Source organism: Cocleimonas sp. KMM 6892 (assembly GCF_035798195.1).
Lineage (GTDB): Bacteria > Pseudomonadota > Gammaproteobacteria > Thiotrichales > Thiotrichaceae > Cocleimonas > Cocleimonas flava.
This window is the reverse complement of sequence record NZ_JAPFBV010000003.1, coordinates 268,822-285,504: the sequence shown is the minus strand read 5'-3', so window position 1 is coordinate 285,504 and position 16,683 is coordinate 268,822. Positions and strand designations below refer to the sequence as shown.

Genomic DNA, 16,683 nt, shown 5'->3' with positions numbered 1-16,683 from the left:
GGAGGTCCTATGACTACAAATACAGTTTATAAAGAAGTATTGATGGATCATTATCGTAACCCTCGAAATTTTTCTGACGTGAGTCAATCAGAAGCGGTTCATCGCGGCAGTAACCCTCGTTGCGGTGATGATATAAAAATCGGTGTAGATTTTGATGGTGATAACATCGGTAAAATTGTCTTTCAAGGTCGAGGTTGTTCTGTTTGTATGGCATCAGCATCAATGATGACGGAGTCGGTGACAGGCGCTTCAAAAAATGACGTGCTAGAACTTACCGAACAATTACGAGAGTGGTTTGATGAAAAACAAGGCGATACGCCAGCACCGCTAGAGACACTTTTTGCACTCGATGCTTTACGACAATATCCTGCACGCCGACGCTGCGTGTTACTCGCATGGGATGCACTTGAAAGTATTATTCAGGTGGAATGAGAGGACTATGGATAAGCACTTCAAAGTAGGAATAGTGATGCTGCTGGTACTATTGCAAGTTTTTATGTTTTGTAAAGTACTGATGCTTAATACAAGCGCAAGCGTATCTGTTTATACCTTCTTTGGAATACCATTGGCTCTGGCTTGTGCAGCATTGCTTATTTATAAACCACATTTAAAATACCTGGATATGACCATGTCTATGTTTGCAGCAGGTGGTTTGGGAATGTTTATTGGCTATGCGGTCGATATAGATAACCTTGGCCTGAATGGTCCATTCGGCCTAATGTCGATATGTCGTTCTGCCCCTGAAGCACCTCTAAGCGTTGAATCTTTATGGTTTATGCTTGAATCAACACCCTGGATGTATTTAGGGATGTTTGCGGGAGGCAATGCAGGAATGCTTTTATTTATAAGACTGCGACAAGGCTGGAAGTTTAGCCAAAAACAATGCGTCGAATTTGCACTTTGCAATATAGGAATGCTGCTAGGAATGTTATCTGCGCATATACTCTCGATGACCTTAACGAAAAAGCTAGAACTGTTTTGGGGCAATGCGATCATGATATCGTTTATGCTTATAGGCATGATAATAGGTATGCTATCGCTTTTGTATTTATCAACATACGTAAAGAAAGTATTTCAGTTGGCTTATGGCAAACAACAAATAGCTTAAAACGACTTTAAAAGGTAAATGAGACGGATTGAACTAACGATGATGCAGCTGAATATAAAAAACTTACTTTTCACCGTGCTGGTAGTATTAATAACAAGCTCGGCATCAGCCAAAGCAGATGAAATTCTTATTGCGGTAGCTAGTAATTTTAAAAGCCCTATCGCAGAAATTGCCAGAAAATTTGAAGAAGAAACCAATCACAAAGTCACACTCATTTATGGCTCGACTGGAAGGCATTATGCGCAAATAAAAAATGGCGCCCCATTTGATGCATTTTTCTCTGCCGACAGTCACCGCCCAGAATTGTTAGAAAAAGAAGGTTTAATCGTCCCTGGTAGCCGCTTCACCTATGCTTTGGGAAAAGTCGTTTTATGGAGCCCACAAGATGACCTGATAGATCAAAACGGAAGTGTATTGAGCCATGGCAGATTTAAACGTATAGCAATGGCTCACCCCAAGCTTGCCCCTTATGGCAAAGCCGCTTATGAAGTATTGGCAAACAAAGGCGTCTGGGATGCGGTAAAAACAAAAGTGGTGCGCGGTGAGAACATTGGGCAAACCTTCCAGTTCGTTAAAAGTGCCAATGCGCAACTAGGTTTTGTGGCGTACTCTCAATTAAAACAAATGAATGACACCATCACAGGTACCTACTGGGATATCCCGCAGTCGCTGTATTCTCAAATCACCCAGCAAGCTGTGATCCTAAAAAATAATCAGGCGACACGAGATTTCATCCGCATGATGAAGTCAGCATCATCGCATTCCATCATTCACCGCTTTGGCTATGGTACCGAACCATGACATTGAGTGACGCTGATTTAACCGCACTCATAATCACACTTAAACTCGCTTGCACCACTACCGCCATCTTATTACTGTTAGGTACACCGCTTGCATGGTGGCTGGCACGTACGCGCTGGCGATTTAAATTTTTAATCGAGGCGATGGTGGCACTGCCTTTAGTGTTACCGCCTACCGTACTCGGCTTTTATTTACTCATAACACTAGGGCCGCATGGTGCTATTGGTGGGTTAATGGATTGGTTGGGCATGAAGCCCTTAGCATTCACCTTTAGTGGTTTGGTGATTGGCTCCGTTATTTACAGCCTGCCTTTCGTGGTGCAACCCTTGCAAGGTGCTTTTGCCTCAATCGGAACGCGCTCATTAGAGGTCGCATCTACCCTCAGGGCATCACCTATTGATCGTTTTTTTACGGTTGAAATACCACTCGCACGATCTGGCTTTCTTACCGCGGCGGTACTCGGTTTTGCCCACACGGTAGGAGAATTTGGCGTAGTCTTAATGATTGGTGGAAATATTCCCGGTCAAACTCAAGTCGTTTCAATCGCCATTTATGATCATGTCGAAGTACTCGAATACAGCCAGGCGCATTGGCTATCCGGCGGACTATTACTGGCTTCTTTTCTGATGCTAATGATAGTTTATGCGCTTAATCGACGTTTTCTGGTCGCGCAACCATAATGAAAGTTAACTGCAAATGAGTATAGAAGCGCGTTTTCGAATTGATCGTAAGGACTTCGTTCTGGATGTTGACCTGACCTTGCCCGATAAAGGTGTGAGTGTTATTTTCGGTCCATCGGGTTGCGGTAAAACGACCTTATTGAGATCAATCAGCGGTCTGGAACATAGCCCGGAAGGATACTTGCGTGTCGGAGATTCAGTATGGCAAGACAGTCAGCAATTTGTCCCAACCCATAAACGCCCGCTTGCTTATGTGTTTCAGGAAGCCAGCTTATTTGCCCACCTCGACGTTCAAGCCAATCTTGAATATGGTATGAAGCGCGTTCCGAAAGCGGACCGCAAAGTATCCCTGGAGACCGCGGTAGAATTACTCGGCATTGGTGCATTATTAAAGCGTAAGGCAAATCAACTCTCAGGCGGAGAACGCCAGCGGGTCTCAATTGCCAGAGCCTTAGCAGTAAGCCCCGAGCTGTTACTGATGGATGAGCCACTAGCATCGCTCAATCTAGAGCGTAAGCAGGAAATTATGCAATACCTTCAATCCCTGCATAATGAGCTCGATATCCCTATCATTTACGTCAGTCATTCCTTGGGTGAAGTCGCAAGGCTGGCTGATCACATGGTGCTATTGGATGACGGTCGCGTAACCGCTTCAGGCAATGTCACCGAGTTATTTTCGCGGCTTGATTTACCGATAGCGCAAAGTCATAAAGCCGCCGCTTTTATACAGGCAACGGTTGCCGAACACGATGAAGCGTTTGGATTAACCTACCTTGATTTTGCAGGGGGGCGTTTATCCGTATTGCAAAGTAATCTGGCAATCGGGAGTACGGTAAAATTAAGGATAGTGGCGCGTGATGTAAGTTTAACGCTCAAGCATCAAACCGAAACCAGCATCTTGAATATATTCCCTGTCATTGTTGACGAAATCATATCCGAAAACCATTCGCAGGTGATGGTGAAGTTAATGGCAAACGGCGTCCCCATTTTATCGAGGCTTAGTTTGAAGTCAGCAACAGTGATGGATTTAAAGCCTGGCAAACAGGTTTATGCACAAGTTAAAACGGTTGCTTTACTGTCTTGAATATATGCCTGGTTTTGCTTAATCATGAATAAATCGAATAAAGCTAACAAATAAGTTAAGCTTAAAAAAACCGCCTCAAAGTAGGGGGGTGATTGTTTAGAATATAGCTTTTTCTACTTTAGTTAGAAATTGAGAGATAAAATTTTGTATACCCGGTATGTCCTCTCGATTTAAGCATTAGAAACACCCAGTTTGGTAAAACTAAGTAAATGATCAACTGGACCTGAACTATTTAGTTAGTGAACCACGGTTTAGAAAATGAGCATCGAATAGGTAAGTCTCGTCGTTATGGCTGGAATTAGTTTCGTCATGCAATATATCTACCGCCTTATGAGCCAGCCTTTTGACTGGTACATGTACGGTTGAAATGCCTCCATTGACCCAAGCATAGAAAGAAGGATCGCCGTATCCTATAAAATCACAGTCTATATCCAGACGTACATGCTGCTGCATGAAAGCATTGAGAATCCCATTCGAAATTTCTACACCACCACTGATAATAGCCCCTGCATCACCACGTTCGAATATCTTGTGTGCATAGTGAGAACCCATGTCAAAAGAAGGTGTGTCAGTGAAATATAGTTCAGGTCGAATTTCCAGTCCTGCTTCAGCTAATCCCTGTTTAAATGCTTTGAGGCGGGAACGTCCTGTGGATAGTGCTTCGTCAGCACCGATATACACGATACGTTTATGTCCTTTTTCTGCAAGATGCGCTACAGCCTTAATAATGGCGTCAGAGTCGGCAACACCCACTGAGGCAAACGGGACTTGCATCGGTTGTTGACGAATTAGCTGAATCACTTTCATATCTTGCAAATGCGTGGAGTTCAAATGAGAGTTTTCTGGCGTGGGAACCATAACGACAGACATTGCTTGTACTTCCCTCAGTCGTTGGATAGCTTTGTGTTCCAGTAGAGAGTCGTCATTGGTGAGATGAATGATTAAGTTATATGAATGTTCTTCACAGGCTAATGCCATTTCATTGGCGAAGAGTGCGTAAAACTCATTAACTATATTTGGCAGTAAAAGGCCAACAATTTTTGTGCTATCACCACGCATGGCAGTGGCAGCAGCACTTTTCACATAGCCAAGTTCTTCGGCTCTTTTAATGATTTTTTCACGGGTTTTATTGCTGACATTAGGGTGCTTTGACAAAGCACGAGAAACCGTCATATGGGAAATCCCCAGGTCCTGCGCAATAGATTTTATGGTTACAGATTTTGCCAAAATATAGTGTTGTCATGTTGAGTCAAGGTGCTGTTATAACACAATGAACAGAGTTTCGTCTTGACATCTTTAGGCTGAAACTAATAATATGTTCACGTGAACATTTATGATAAATAATGAGTAGCCACAGATGGAATTATCAACAAATTGCAAAAAACTGATGTACGAATTGGGTTTGGCTAAGGAAAATAGTCCATTGGATGTGAGCCCATTAACAGGAGGCGTTTCCTCAGATATAGCTCGTGTCGAAGTGGATGGTCGTGTCTATTGCGCTAAATTCGCGTTATCAAAATTAAAGGTTAAAGAAGACTGGAATGCCCCCGTTCACAGGAACAAAGCGGAGTATGAATGGTTGAAGATTGCCGCTGCGATAGCACCTGAATCCACAATGAAATTATTTGGTCGCTCTGAAACCTTGCATGGCTTTGCTATGGAATTTTTATCAGGGGATGACATCTATCTTTGGAAAACAGCCTTGCTTGAAGAAACATCAAATTGGGATGAATCTGTCAAAGTAGGTGAGTTGATCGGCCGCATTCATTCAGAGTCAGCTCTTAAGGGGTTTGATAAGAGTCAGTTTTATCATCGCGATGACTTTTATGCACTGCGTATTGAGCCTTACTTGGTCTTTACATCAGAGAGCCATCCAGAGGTTTCTGTGATCTTAAAACGTCTGGCAGATCAGCTCTATGAGGCTGAGAATGTATTGGTACATGGTGATGTGAGCCCAAAAAATATTCTATTTCGCGATGGCAAGGCGATCATTCTCGATGCAGAGTGCGCTACGATGGGAGACCCTGCATTTGATGTTGCCTTCGCTTTGAATCACTTATTACTCAAAGCTATTCACATTCCAACATCCACATCGCGATTGTTGGAATCAGTACTCGATTTCTGGTCTGCATATCACCCTTCCATCCATTGGGAGACCAGCGCAGATCTAGAAGAGAGAATCTGCCAGTTATTACCCGCTTTAATGCTGGCACGTGTCGATGGTAAATCGCCAGTGGAGTATCTCTCAGAACACAATAGAAAACGGGTCAGAATGATGTCCCTTAATTTGATTCAACAACCCGTACAAACATTGAAACAGTTTGTACGCACAATCGCCCAACAACTTGAGGAAAAACAAACGTGAGTTCTATTAAAACCATAAAAAGTCGCCGAGTCTGGGACTCAAGAGGAAATCCTACAGTTGAGGTCGATGTCATACTTGATTCAGGTGAAATGGGCCGAGCAATTGCACCCGCTGGAGCTTCGCGTGGAATGCGAGAAGCTATCGATTTACGAGATGGTGGCGATCACTTGCGTGGTATGGATGTTTCCAAAGCGCTAGATAATGTTAATCGCATAATAGCGCCCGCGTTAATAGGTCAAAATGTGGAAGATCAGGAAGCGGTAGACAACATCATACTTTCTCTCGATGATTCAAAATTGAAGTCAACCCTAGGCGGTAATGCCACCGTGGCGACTTCACTAGCTGTATTGCACGCGGCTGCTGCAGCTGCGAAAAAACCACTGTGGCGTCATATTGCTGATCACTACGATTGTACTCCTTCGATTCCATTGCCAGAAATTCAAATTTTTGGTGGTGGAGCCCACGCTTCTGGCAGAGTCGATATTCAGGACTTTATGATCATGGTGCCAGGAGCGGATTCATTTGACGAAGTTATGGAAGTCACCAGCGCAGTCTATTTTGCAGCGGGTGAAATCATGGAGTCACGCGGAAAACTTGCGGGTATTGCTGATGAAGGTGGCTGGTGGCCGTTGTTTGATAGCAACGAAGAAGCATTAGAAACACTAGTGCAAGCGATAGAAAAAGCGGGTGAAAAACCAGGCGATCGTGTGGTGATCTCACTTGATATTGCGGCCTCGGAATTCGGCACAAACGATAACTACCGACTTGCTCTAGATGAGCATCAAATGAACAGCGAAGAGCTGATCGATATGCTCGGCGGATGGATAGATAAATACCCGATTGCATCCATTGAGGATCCGGTAGGAGAAGATGATACGGAGGCCATGCAAGAATTCACGCGTCGTTTTGGTGATCATGTACAAATAATAGGCGATGACTATTTAGTCACTAATGCAGATTTGGTCGAACAAGCGGTTAAAGATAAAGCTTGTAACTCGGTTTTGGTAAAGGTCAATCAAGCAGGAACTGTCAGCGAATCGATACAGACTTTTCGTGCTGCCCAAAAAGCAGGTTGGGGAGCTGTGGTGTCTGCGCGTTCTGGAGAAACGGAAGATATTACAATCAGTCATCTGGCCATTGGCTTGGGTTCTGAACAGCTCAAAGTGGGTTCATTCAATCGCTCAGATCGTATGGCGAAATGGAATGAATGTTTACGTATTCAGGATGAATTAGGTGCAGATACCTTTGTCGGTGGCAGACCAATGCAATCTACGTGGTGGGGGAGAAGCTAAGTTATTCTAAGGCAAGCACGCCCTTACTTTTAAGTGACTAGAAAAACTACCTAAAAGTAGGGGGGTGATTGTTATAATAATCAGAGAATAAATCTTACTCTGACAACTAATCTATTTATTGACCCATATCCCTATCACCCTCGACGAATAATAAACAAACCCGCAACGATCAATGCCAGTGAGACCAATACATTCAGCGATAAGTGTTCTCCCAAAAATATGACGCCTAGCACAACACCAAACACCGGAATCAAATTCAATCCGGTCGCAAAAGCAGACATCCCGATTGTTTGAATCAAGTGATAGCGCAAGATATAACCCAGCGCAGTAGGGAAAATACCGAGGTAAAGTAAACCTATCCACGTATCTCGTGCAAAAGAAACGACTGGCATACCGACCATTAAACCGGTAACAAAGAGTAAGCTGACTGAGGCTAAACCCAGTATAAAAGCGGAAAGTTGAATCGGTGGGAAACGATTTAATCGACGAATAAGTAAGCCCGAAGTCACATAACAGGCAGCCCCCAGAATTGCAGCACCCTGTCCCAGTAAATTATCACCCAGCCCCTTCACAGAACTCCAGCCCACCAGAACCAAAATGCCAGAAAATCCCAGTATCGCGCCTATCAGCTTATTACGGGAAAGCCGATCATCCTGCGTTGTAAGGTGACTTCCCAGCAACGCCATAAAGGGCCCGACACCCATTAACATCGAAGCCATGCCCGCATCAATTTTAGTCTCAGCCCAGGAGATCAGGAAAAAAGGGATCACCACATTTAACGCCGCTACTAACAGCACCAGACGCCATTCCCGCAGAGTGTTCGGCCAGATAAAGCCTTTGTACATGGCAAAGGGAAGTAACACCATAAACGCCACCACAACCCGAATGGTAGCCAGCCACAACGGTCCGGTATCAACAACCGCAACCTTGATAACAAGAAATGAAGACGCCCACATCATGGCTAATAAAATTAATAAACCAAGGTCTGCGCTTGTGGGTTTTCGGATAGTCGCTTGCATAAAAATACCAATGTAATGTGTGCGCAGCTGAGTGTCATCTGCTACTTCAACGAGTGTAGTTAATCACTAAAAAAGTGCTCAAAAGTAGGGGGGTGCCATAGTAACAAGTAAACAGTGGGAATGTATTTAACCGCATACTCAAATCATCGATAAAATCAGCAAAAATCTATCGTATTATATTTGTACAGTTTTAATAGAGTATTTGTATGATTTTCACAAATATTTTACATATACCCTTGTATCCTAGTTAAAAAATGACGAGATGAATTAAAACGAGGATATAAAAATGAAGATATCAACAAAAGGACAATACGCTGTAAAAGCCATGATTAACTTGGCAATAAACTTCAATAACCCAGTATCGTTAGTCGAGCTTTCTAATTCTCAAGCTATTTCAGTATCCTATTTAGAACAACTCTTCTCAGTACTCAGACGAGCAGAGCTAGTGCAAGGCGTTCGTGGCCCGGGTGGCGGATATCGATTAGGCAGAGCGCCGGATCAAATCAGTGTTGCAGATATCATTACCGCGATTGAAGAGTCGGCGAATAATGCCAATCTCAAAAAACATTTGAATGCCAGACAAGGCCAAAATATTCTAGCGAATAACTTATGGAATGGTTTTAGCGCGCAGTTGACAGACTATTTAGGTTCGATTTCGTTAGCGGATATTCTTAAAGATGAAATCGTTGTGAAAGGTCAATATCAGCTGGATGAAACGACACGTCGGATTTCTACGATGTTTCCTGTGACTGCAAAAATGATAGCGGCGTGATAGTTGGCTTATGGCTGTTAATTAAAAAAGTGCCTATAAGTGGGGAGGTGGCTTTTCTAGGCTCACCAGGAGCCAGAAATGACACGTCAAATAATCGAATTATCCGTTTAAAAAACTAAACGGTAAGTTCGCTAAAGTCCGTCGTAGTTTCCGAAAGGAAACGTCGACGTACAGTGTTCGAACTTGGGATGATATTAACTATTAGATCTGAGAAGGTTTTCGAATTCGCTTGGCGCAAACAACGAAAACCTTAATCGATAATTTTCTACGTGGCTCGGCATATCTAAATGGGGTTTAACCAGTGCCAGATTCAAGTATGAGTGAAAGAAATCGTAAGCTCTTTATATAGACCAAATATAGACCAAAATACGAGATAGACCCAAACACGAGTTAGATCAAAACTCATTCAAATAGTGATTAATAAAATCTCTATCAGGGTCGTAAGTCTTTCTTTGTTTGTCGATATTAAATGCACGTCGTCCTCTAGGATCAACCCCTACGCCTGCCAGATATTGCCAATTGCCCCAGTTATTAGCGGGATCATAATCTATTAATTGTTGCTCAAACCATGCGGCACCATAACGCCAATCTAGTCCGAGTTGATTGATAAAATAACTAGCAACGATTTGACGTCCGCGATTCGACATCCAGCCAGTATGTTTGAGCTGAAGCATAAAAGCATTGACGAAATCATTGTCAGTAGAACCATCTTTCCATTGGTCAAAGGCTTTTTGATCAAACTTAAGTTGGGGGTCAATATCTTGAATGCCTCTTTCTAAATAAAGATCAGCGCCGTATTTTACTTGATGCCATTGATAAAACTCACGCCAAAGCAATTCAAAATATAACCAGTAAGTCGATTGATTAGCACCAAATTGATTTTCATACTCAACAACCGTTTGCATTACTTGTCTGGGTGATAAACACCCCTGTGCGAGATACGCTGACAATTTACTGGAAAAGTCCCAGCCATCTAGCCCGTTTCGCGTTTCTTTGTAATGACTGAGGTGTTGAGTTTGATGGCAGTAGTAAGCTAATTGCTGTCTGGCCGCTTGTTCGCCACCGTGGTGTTTCATGGATGGAATAGGATGAATGAAGTCATCTATAGTTGGTAAACTATCTGATGCAATTGCATTGATCGCAGCCGGAAAGATATTCGGTTTAGAAACCGTTTTATCTATGATTTTCTCTACCTTAATCGCTTTCTCAATATGTTTGCGAAAGGGGGTAAAACCATCGGGCATTTCATCTAAAATAAAAGGTAATTCAGCCTGATTAAACAGGGTGAACGATTCATCACGATGCCAATTCAGCCGACCTTTGAAAGCCTCATCTAATGATTGAATATCGCGTTTTTCATAAAACCCCGTTAAAGGCGTTACCCCAAATTCTGTAATGTCATGTTGATTGATGAGAGTTGATAGTACCTCAGTAGGTTTTCCCACTTTGATAATGAGTGTTTGCTGGTGGCTTTCTAACTGGTTATTTAAATCGAGCAAACTTTCATAAATAAACTGCCAACGTGGCGAACCGAGTCGTGATTGATCAAAGTGATTTTTCTCCAGTAAATTAGGGTCAAAAATATAGACAAACACAAGCTGATCGCACACATCAACAAGAGAGTTAAGTGCAGGGTTATCTTCTAATCTAAGATCATTTCTAAACCAGAAAAGACCTTTAACGTTATTTTTCATAAGTACAATAGTCGGATAGGGTTTGTGTGATTCTTTAGGTATGAAGCGCTAATGTACTTCAAAGTAGGAGCTGTTTTTTCAATAGAAAAGAGATGAGTTAACTAACGCTTTAATAATAGTTTTGCCATCTCCCGACCTAATAAACGGTGTGACTGCGCACTAAAGTGAACGCCATCGACTGGGCTCGATTCAATAACACTGCCAACATCGAAAAACTCACAGCCTAGTTCATCTGCTATTTGTGAATAACAGGCTGCGAAAGCACGCGACTTTTCATAACCGTTTTGCCGTAACCCCAGTCCATCTATGCCTTTTTCTGTCGGCGGTGGAGCCATCAAGATTACCTCAGGTGCTTTACCCTCTACTCCAGCATCACTTGCCTGAATCATCTGTACCAAGCGCCCCGCTGATTTTGCAATTTCCGCTGCTGAAACACAAAAACGATCTTTAAGATCATTGGTTCCCAACATCAGCAGCACTATATTCAGAGGCTTTTGTGAAAGCAGGCACGGCTTTAAATAAGAAAGACCACTCATTAATCCATCAACGGGATCATCCCAAACGGTCGTGCGACCATTCATTCCCTCTTCAACGATTTCATAATCTGCACCTAGTTCGCTTAACATCACTTGTGTCCAGCGGGTTTTGTTATCAAACCGTTGAGACGTTTCGGGATCATATCCCCAGGTATTAGAATCGCCAAAACAGAGTATTCTGATCATTGTTGTTTCCTCAAATGTCTTAGAAAGAAGGGGGAGGCTTTTTTAATTAGATTTTAGACGGATTTAGTTGTTTTGTGTTTGTTTGTTTTCTTTCTTTGGGGGAAGGGAAAGGGATTAAAAAAGTGCCTAAAAGTAGGGGGGTGACTTAAATTCATTAAAAACTAGGTTCTTTTCTGACTTTAGAATGGCTTTGTTTCAAGTGTTTCACATGTTCTCTATTCGTCTTATAACCTCTTTCATAACGATCAGATTCTATTTGTTCGATGACTTTCTCAACTTCGTTATCTGTAAATAAAATCGTATCCTTCGATTTAATATAATCTGTATATCCTCCACTCAATACATTCTCGGGCATTTTTGTTTTAAATGTGGAATCACCTATGAATACAACTATTGAATGAAATTTATCATTACTTAAATCGAGTAGATTTTCTAATGTCTTTATATGTTTGTAGTTTTGATGAAGAGGGTTTTGGAATTTATTTTTATTTTTATAAATACTTTGAGTCCATGTCTTCTGATTCTTGCCACCGAAAATCCAACCTTTCATGTTTTTGGTTTCAATCACGAAAATGCCAAATTTAGACACGATGATGTGATCAACTTGCGTTGTTCCATCCGGGGTTGGCAATGTCGCATCTTTGATTAAATGGTATTGCGTTTTATCTAACTTACGATTGATTGCTGAATTGACAAAAGCTTCACCCATTTTTCCTTTGAAGTAGCGCGACTTAAAGAAAGCTATGACAAAGAATAGCGGTATCAGATACCAGAGATTCATAAAGGCGTTAATGATGCCAGAGTTTAATTGTGAAGTGATATCAGGCATTTGATTATGGTTGTGGTTGTTTGCCTAATATTTTATGACACCCCCCTACTTTAAGGCGTTTTTTCTGATAATTGGTTATTTAAAAAAGTGCCTAAAAGTAGGGGGGTGGCTTTTCTAGGCTCACCAAGAGCCAGAAAAGTCTGTCGTAGATTCTGAAAGGAATCGTCGACATACAGTGTTCGCACTTGGGATGCTATTTACTATTAGAGCGGAGAGGTTTTCGCTGCCTCGTGGCTGTTTCATTTCCTCGGATTGAGGAGAAGGGCAACGAGATACCTTTTTGTCTACAGCAACAAAAATGTATCCGAAAAAATGCCGCCCAACAGATATGCCGCAAGCGGTTCCCTCACTACTCAAAAATTGTCGCGGTTTTCGAACTCGCTTTGCTCAAACAGCGAAAACCTTAATCGACAATTTTCTGCGTGGCTCGGCATATCTGAATGGGATTTAACAACAGCGCAAGATTTAACTAATGGAGAGGGATAAATGAAAAAGTGACTGAAAGTAGGGGGGTGACTTAAAACAATCAACAAAAATAAGATCAATCAAGTCTGACCCCTTTGATGTAATAAAAATCAGCGTGGATTAAAACAAATGAAAATACCGCGCAGTGTCATCCGAATAAAGAATCAATATCTTTTTCGTATTTAGCAAAAGATGTGCGACCAAGTTGGATTAATTTTTTTAATTTTTTATTATTAGTCTCAATCATATTAGTACCGTACTCAGGCTCAGAATAAGTATCACTTATTCTAAGAGATTTTAATTCAGAGAATAATAGCTTAGAAAGTAATACATTAGTGTTAGTGCTAGCAGTTATGACTCTCTCAATAAATTGTACTAAGTTAAGCTTTTTTAAAAATTTGGATTTCCATCCCATAGGCTTTTCAATATATTGACCTACACCAATATTCAATATCCTTATTTCTCTTTCTTCTATTTTGAGAGACTTATGCGCATCAATGAGAGCAAATAAAGTTGCATTATTAGCTATGAATCCACCATCTATAACTGTCAAAATACCTTTATTTGTCGTTTCAATTATTTTCTTATCAAAAACAGGATATGCTGAACAAGATGATTGGACAGCATCAGATATAGTACAACCAAACCCAGCTTCAAATGAGTGTTTCATTCCGTGGCTCTGGGCTATGTCTGATTTAAAAATTAGCGGCTCTTGCGTATCGTAATTTAATGAAACAATTCCAATATTGGTTTTAAATGAATCAAATTTTGTACTTTCCCCAAATACTTTATCGGCTTGGGTTTTCAAATTTTCACTCTTTTTTGATTTTGACTTTGGGCTCATTATTTCTGGAATTATATCCAAGTATAGACTTTGTATTGTTTTAATATCCCTTCCAAGTGCTATTAATGAACCAATTATAGCTCCTGTACTTGTGCCGTAAATCAAGTCGAAATGCTCGTGTAATCGTCCGCCTAATTTTAATTCTAGTTCTTGTAGAACACCTAAAGTATAAACACCTTTTGATCCTCCTCCATCTAGAACCAAAATATTGAAAGTATGTTTATCCATATATATTTAACTAATGATTGTTCCAGAGTTGTATCAAGCGAGCGACAAATACTGTTGCATCTCCAGTGTTCCATTGCTGGTTTCCATCACCAAAAAGTTTGCATTGTTCGTTTTGAACTAAGTAGTTATTAATTTCTCCAGAATTAACGTCCCTTGCAAGTTGATTAATAATATCTGTGATAATAGGTATGTATGTATTCTTTCTAAAATGATTGTTTTGAGCATTATAGATTAAACACTCCAAAAAATATGATGGTGCTAGATCGGAGTTAATTGCTCCATTATCTACCATCCTAGCTTTTAGATTTTTTAGTATTCTTACTATTTTTTTGTAATTCCCATATGTTTGAGGGTACTCGTTTTTTGTTACCCCATTATCAAAATGATTCTTTGGATAATTAATAATTTTCTCATTTGTTAATTCAGTTCTAAATGTGATTCCTTGAATATAATTAGAGGTTCCATCCTCGTTATATGATGTATATTTTCTGTATGGATTACAAACTACGACATCTGCATCCAGTCTTGATCCATTACCTTTAACTAAAATCGCTTTATTATTAACTTCGACTGCATCGTTTCCGTAACAAATTTTTAATCTTTCAATAATTGCAGTTTTGAAGCTTTTCAAAGTATAAGTTGCAGCTATTTTATCTCTTTGATAATAACTTTTTTGTAAAGGGTTTAAGTTTTCAGTTGAAGGCGTATATATGCTATTGAATTGCATAATAATATCCACATCACTGTTTCCGTAAATATTAGTTGAATTTCTATAAGACCCTTGTAAATAAATGTCATAGGAAACATCATCTTTCCAGTTCCCATGTTCAATGCATCCTTTAATACTTTGATATGTTGAGGCTGAGCTTTGTATAGGGCCTTGATGTGACCATGTTTCTAATTGATGCTCAGATATACTCATTTCTAATCTCTATTATTTACTTTTCTCATTCTAGCTAATCATTAGCGTGCTAAGTATTGATGGTTAAAAAAACCTGAATGTCTATCAGGTTTTCTTAACTTACTATTTTTATCTATATAAACGTGAGGCGACACATAAAGTGAGATTTTGAAACTTAGATATCAATAATTTAGAAAACATTAAGACACGTAAGTTGAGATTTTAGGACGAATATATTGAGATTTTCTCTCTTTTAAGACGCATATATTGAGATTTTCTCTCAGCGAGTTCTTATCAAAGAAGAAGAGAAATAACTCATAACGAATAAAGGTAAATGCGCTCGCTCGATTTGTGGATAATGTTTCATATATTTAGAACTTAAACACCCAGATATTCAGCTAAAGAATCACTGTTTTTTATGTCATTTGCATCACCAGAAAGAACTACTAGACCCTTTTGCATAACAATAGCTTGGTCGCTGTGTTTCAAAACTTTACGATAGTCTCTGTCGACTATTAAAGTTGCGATACCGCTTGATTTTATTTCTTTTATAACTTTCCAAATTTCTTCCACAATTAAAGGTGCGAGACCTTCTGTTGCTTCATCTAAAATTATCAATTCTGGATGTGTCATCAAAGCTCGTCCAATGGATAACATCTGTTGTTCGCCACCTGAAAGTTCTCCACCTAGGTTTTTAAGTCGTTCCTGTAAACGAGGAAAGGTTTCTAAAACACGTTCGTAAGACCATTCGTTACGACCATCTCGACCACGACGAGAAGCCATAACAAGGTTTTCGTAGACACTTAGATTGGTAAAAATGCCTCTGCCTTCAGGAACATACGCGACACGTCGTTGAGCTACTTCATGTGGTTTGCTCTTTGACATATCTTGACCAAATATCACAATATGACCTTCGCGTTTTTTTACATGACCGATTAGGGTACGGATGAGGGTACTTTTACCCATTCCATTACGACCGAGTAAACCTATGGTTTCACCACGATTAAATGTGAGATCGATACCTCTTAGGATATGGCTGGAATCGTACCAGGCATGGATGCCTTCAGCATCTAAGATAACGTCTTTTTCTGCTGTTTTTGTTCTCGCATTAGACATCTTGTCTATCTCCTAAGTAGGCGGTTTGAACATCAATGTTAGTGCGGATAGCATTTGGTGTATCAGTTGCGATAACTTGACCATTGACCATCACAGTTATTATATCCGCAATTCTAAATACCGCATCCATATCGTGCTCTACTAGAAGTATTGCGTGGGACTCTTTTAGTTCTGTTAACAGCGCTAACATACGGTCGGTTTCTTCAGCCCCCATTCCTGCTAATGGTTCGTCGAGTAACAGTATTTCTGGTTTGGTTGCTAAGCACATGGCAATTTCAAGTTGGCGCTTTTGGCCGTGAGACAACATGCTCGCGATACGATCTAAACTGTCATCTAAACCTGCTAAACTTGCTGCCTCATGAGCATCGGATAAACTTGCTTTGCAACGTTGTGCATTACACCAACAAGCCAATGGGTGTTGGTGTTTAGCTTGTGCTGCTAAACGGCAGTTTTCTAATACGGTAAATTGTGGATATATAGTGTTGCGTTGATAACTACGACCTAAACCCCCACGTGCACGTTTGGGTTGTGTCCATTTAGTAATATCATTCCCCAGCATATTAATTTTCCCACGAGAAGGAGGAAGTTCTCCAGAGAGAATATTAATCAGTGTTGATTTACCTGCACCGTTAGTACCAATCAGTGTATGAACAGCACCACGTTCTAATTGAATTGAGACATTATCAAGAGCTACCAGTCCACCCCATTCTTTGGTTATGCCTTGAGCATCCAATAGTATTTCATTGTTTTTCATTGGTTATGC

The 16,683-nt window shown here is 40.7% G+C and carries 17 protein-coding genes; 8 read left to right on the top strand and 9 right to left on the bottom strand.

Annotated features, from left to right (window positions below; translation table 11 throughout):
* Positions 1-9 precede the first annotated feature (9 nt).
* Genes sufU through modC form a run of 5 tightly spaced genes read left to right on the top strand, consistent with a single transcriptional unit; the run spans position 10 to position 3,673 of the window.
* The gene (gene sufU / locus OO007_RS10360; protein WP_325808746.1) at positions 10-432 is read left to right on the top strand and encodes a Fe-S cluster assembly sulfur transfer protein SufU; all 423 of its coding nucleotides are present in this window, start codon (positions 10-12) and stop codon (positions 430-432) included.
* A 7-nt stretch (positions 433-439) separates the two neighbouring features.
* Positions 440-1,108, top strand: a complete 669-nt coding sequence (locus OO007_RS10355; protein ID WP_325808745.1) for a hypothetical protein — start codon at positions 440-442, stop codon at positions 1,106-1,108.
* An 18-nt stretch (positions 1,109-1,126) separates the two neighbouring features.
* Entirely contained in the window at positions 1,127-1,909 is a 783-nt protein-coding gene (modA, locus tag OO007_RS10350; RefSeq protein WP_325808744.1) for a molybdate ABC transporter substrate-binding protein, read from the top strand.
* Positions 1,906-2,589 (top strand): molybdate ABC transporter permease subunit, encoded by a 684-nt coding sequence (gene modB / locus OO007_RS10345; RefSeq protein WP_325808743.1) that lies wholly within the window; start codon positions 1,906-1,908, stop codon positions 2,587-2,589. The genes modA and modB overlap by 4 nt, the downstream gene beginning before the upstream one ends.
* A 16-nt stretch (positions 2,590-2,605) precedes the next feature.
* Entirely contained in the window at positions 2,606-3,673 is a 1,068-nt protein-coding gene (gene modC, locus OO007_RS10340; RefSeq protein WP_325808742.1) for a molybdenum ABC transporter ATP-binding protein, read from the top strand.
* A 228-nt stretch (positions 3,674-3,901) separates the two neighbouring features.
* Here the strand turns inward: modC and OO007_RS10335 are convergent, their stop codons facing one another.
* Positions 3,902-4,900 carry a LacI family DNA-binding transcriptional regulator gene (locus tag OO007_RS10335; RefSeq protein WP_325808741.1) on the bottom strand — a complete coding sequence of 333 codons (999 nt, stop codon included), beginning with the start codon at positions 4,898-4,900 and terminating at the stop codon, positions 3,902-3,904.
* A gap of 130 nt (positions 4,901-5,030) precedes the next feature.
* On the opposite strand from OO007_RS10335, the gene OO007_RS10330 reads away from it, so the two are divergent.
* Together OO007_RS10330 and eno are read left to right on the top strand one after the other, a co-directional pair.
* On the top strand, positions 5,031-6,038 hold the full coding sequence (locus OO007_RS10330) for a phosphotransferase family protein (protein ID WP_325808740.1): 1,008 nt from the start codon (positions 5,031-5,033) through the stop codon (positions 6,036-6,038).
* Positions 6,035-7,330, top strand: a complete 1,296-nt coding sequence (eno, locus tag OO007_RS10325) for a phosphopyruvate hydratase (protein WP_325808739.1) — start codon at positions 6,035-6,037, stop codon at positions 7,328-7,330. Before OO007_RS10330 ends, eno begins: the two co-directional genes overlap by 4 nt.
* Positions 7,331-7,464: 134 nt before the next feature.
* On the opposite strand, the gene OO007_RS10320 is transcribed toward eno, so the two are convergent.
* Positions 7,465-8,349: a DMT family transporter gene (locus OO007_RS10320; protein WP_325808738.1), complete on the bottom strand. Its 885-nt coding sequence runs from the start codon at positions 8,347-8,349 to the stop codon at positions 7,465-7,467.
* Between the two features lie 286 nt (positions 8,350-8,635).
* On the opposite strand from OO007_RS10320, the gene OO007_RS10315 reads away from it, so the two are divergent.
* Complete coding sequence (locus OO007_RS10315; protein WP_325808737.1) at positions 8,636-9,121, top strand: Rrf2 family transcriptional regulator; 486 nt, start codon at positions 8,636-8,638, stop codon at positions 9,119-9,121.
* Positions 9,122-9,516: 395 nt separating this feature from the next.
* Here OO007_RS10315 and OO007_RS10310 read toward each other — a convergent pair whose 3' ends face one another.
* The 7 genes from OO007_RS10310 to OO007_RS10280 form a co-directional block, all read right to left on the bottom strand.
* On the bottom strand, positions 9,517-10,815 hold the full coding sequence (locus OO007_RS10310; RefSeq protein ID WP_325808736.1) for a DASH family cryptochrome: 1,299 nt from the start codon (positions 10,813-10,815) through the stop codon (positions 9,517-9,519).
* 101 nt (positions 10,816-10,916) lie between these two features.
* Complete coding sequence (locus tag OO007_RS10305) at positions 10,917-11,537, bottom strand: SGNH/GDSL hydrolase family protein (RefSeq protein WP_325808735.1); 621 nt, start codon at positions 11,535-11,537, stop codon at positions 10,917-10,919.
* 154 nt (positions 11,538-11,691) lie between these two features.
* Positions 11,692-12,366 (bottom strand): nuclease-related domain-containing protein, encoded by a 675-nt coding sequence (locus OO007_RS10300; RefSeq protein ID WP_325808734.1) that lies wholly within the window; start codon positions 12,364-12,366, stop codon positions 11,692-11,694.
* 613 nt (positions 12,367-12,979) lie between these two features.
* Positions 12,980-13,903, bottom strand: coding sequence for a patatin-like phospholipase family protein (locus OO007_RS10295; protein ID WP_325808733.1), 924 nt, complete (start codon positions 13,901-13,903; stop codon positions 12,980-12,982).
* Positions 13,904-13,913: 10 nt separating this feature from the next.
* Positions 13,914-14,825 carry a nucleotidyltransferase domain-containing protein gene (locus OO007_RS10290; protein ID WP_325808732.1) on the bottom strand — a complete coding sequence of 304 codons (912 nt, stop codon included), beginning with the start codon at positions 14,823-14,825 and terminating at the stop codon, positions 13,914-13,916.
* A 357-nt stretch (positions 14,826-15,182) separates the two neighbouring features.
* Positions 15,183-15,920, bottom strand: coding sequence for an ABC transporter ATP-binding protein (locus OO007_RS10285; protein ID WP_325808731.1), 738 nt, complete (start codon positions 15,918-15,920; stop codon positions 15,183-15,185).
* Positions 15,913-16,674, bottom strand: a complete 762-nt coding sequence (locus tag OO007_RS10280) for an ABC transporter ATP-binding protein (protein ID WP_325808730.1) — start codon at positions 16,672-16,674, stop codon at positions 15,913-15,915. Before OO007_RS10280 ends, OO007_RS10285 begins: the two co-directional genes overlap by 8 nt.
* Positions 16,675-16,683: the final 9 nt, after the last annotated feature.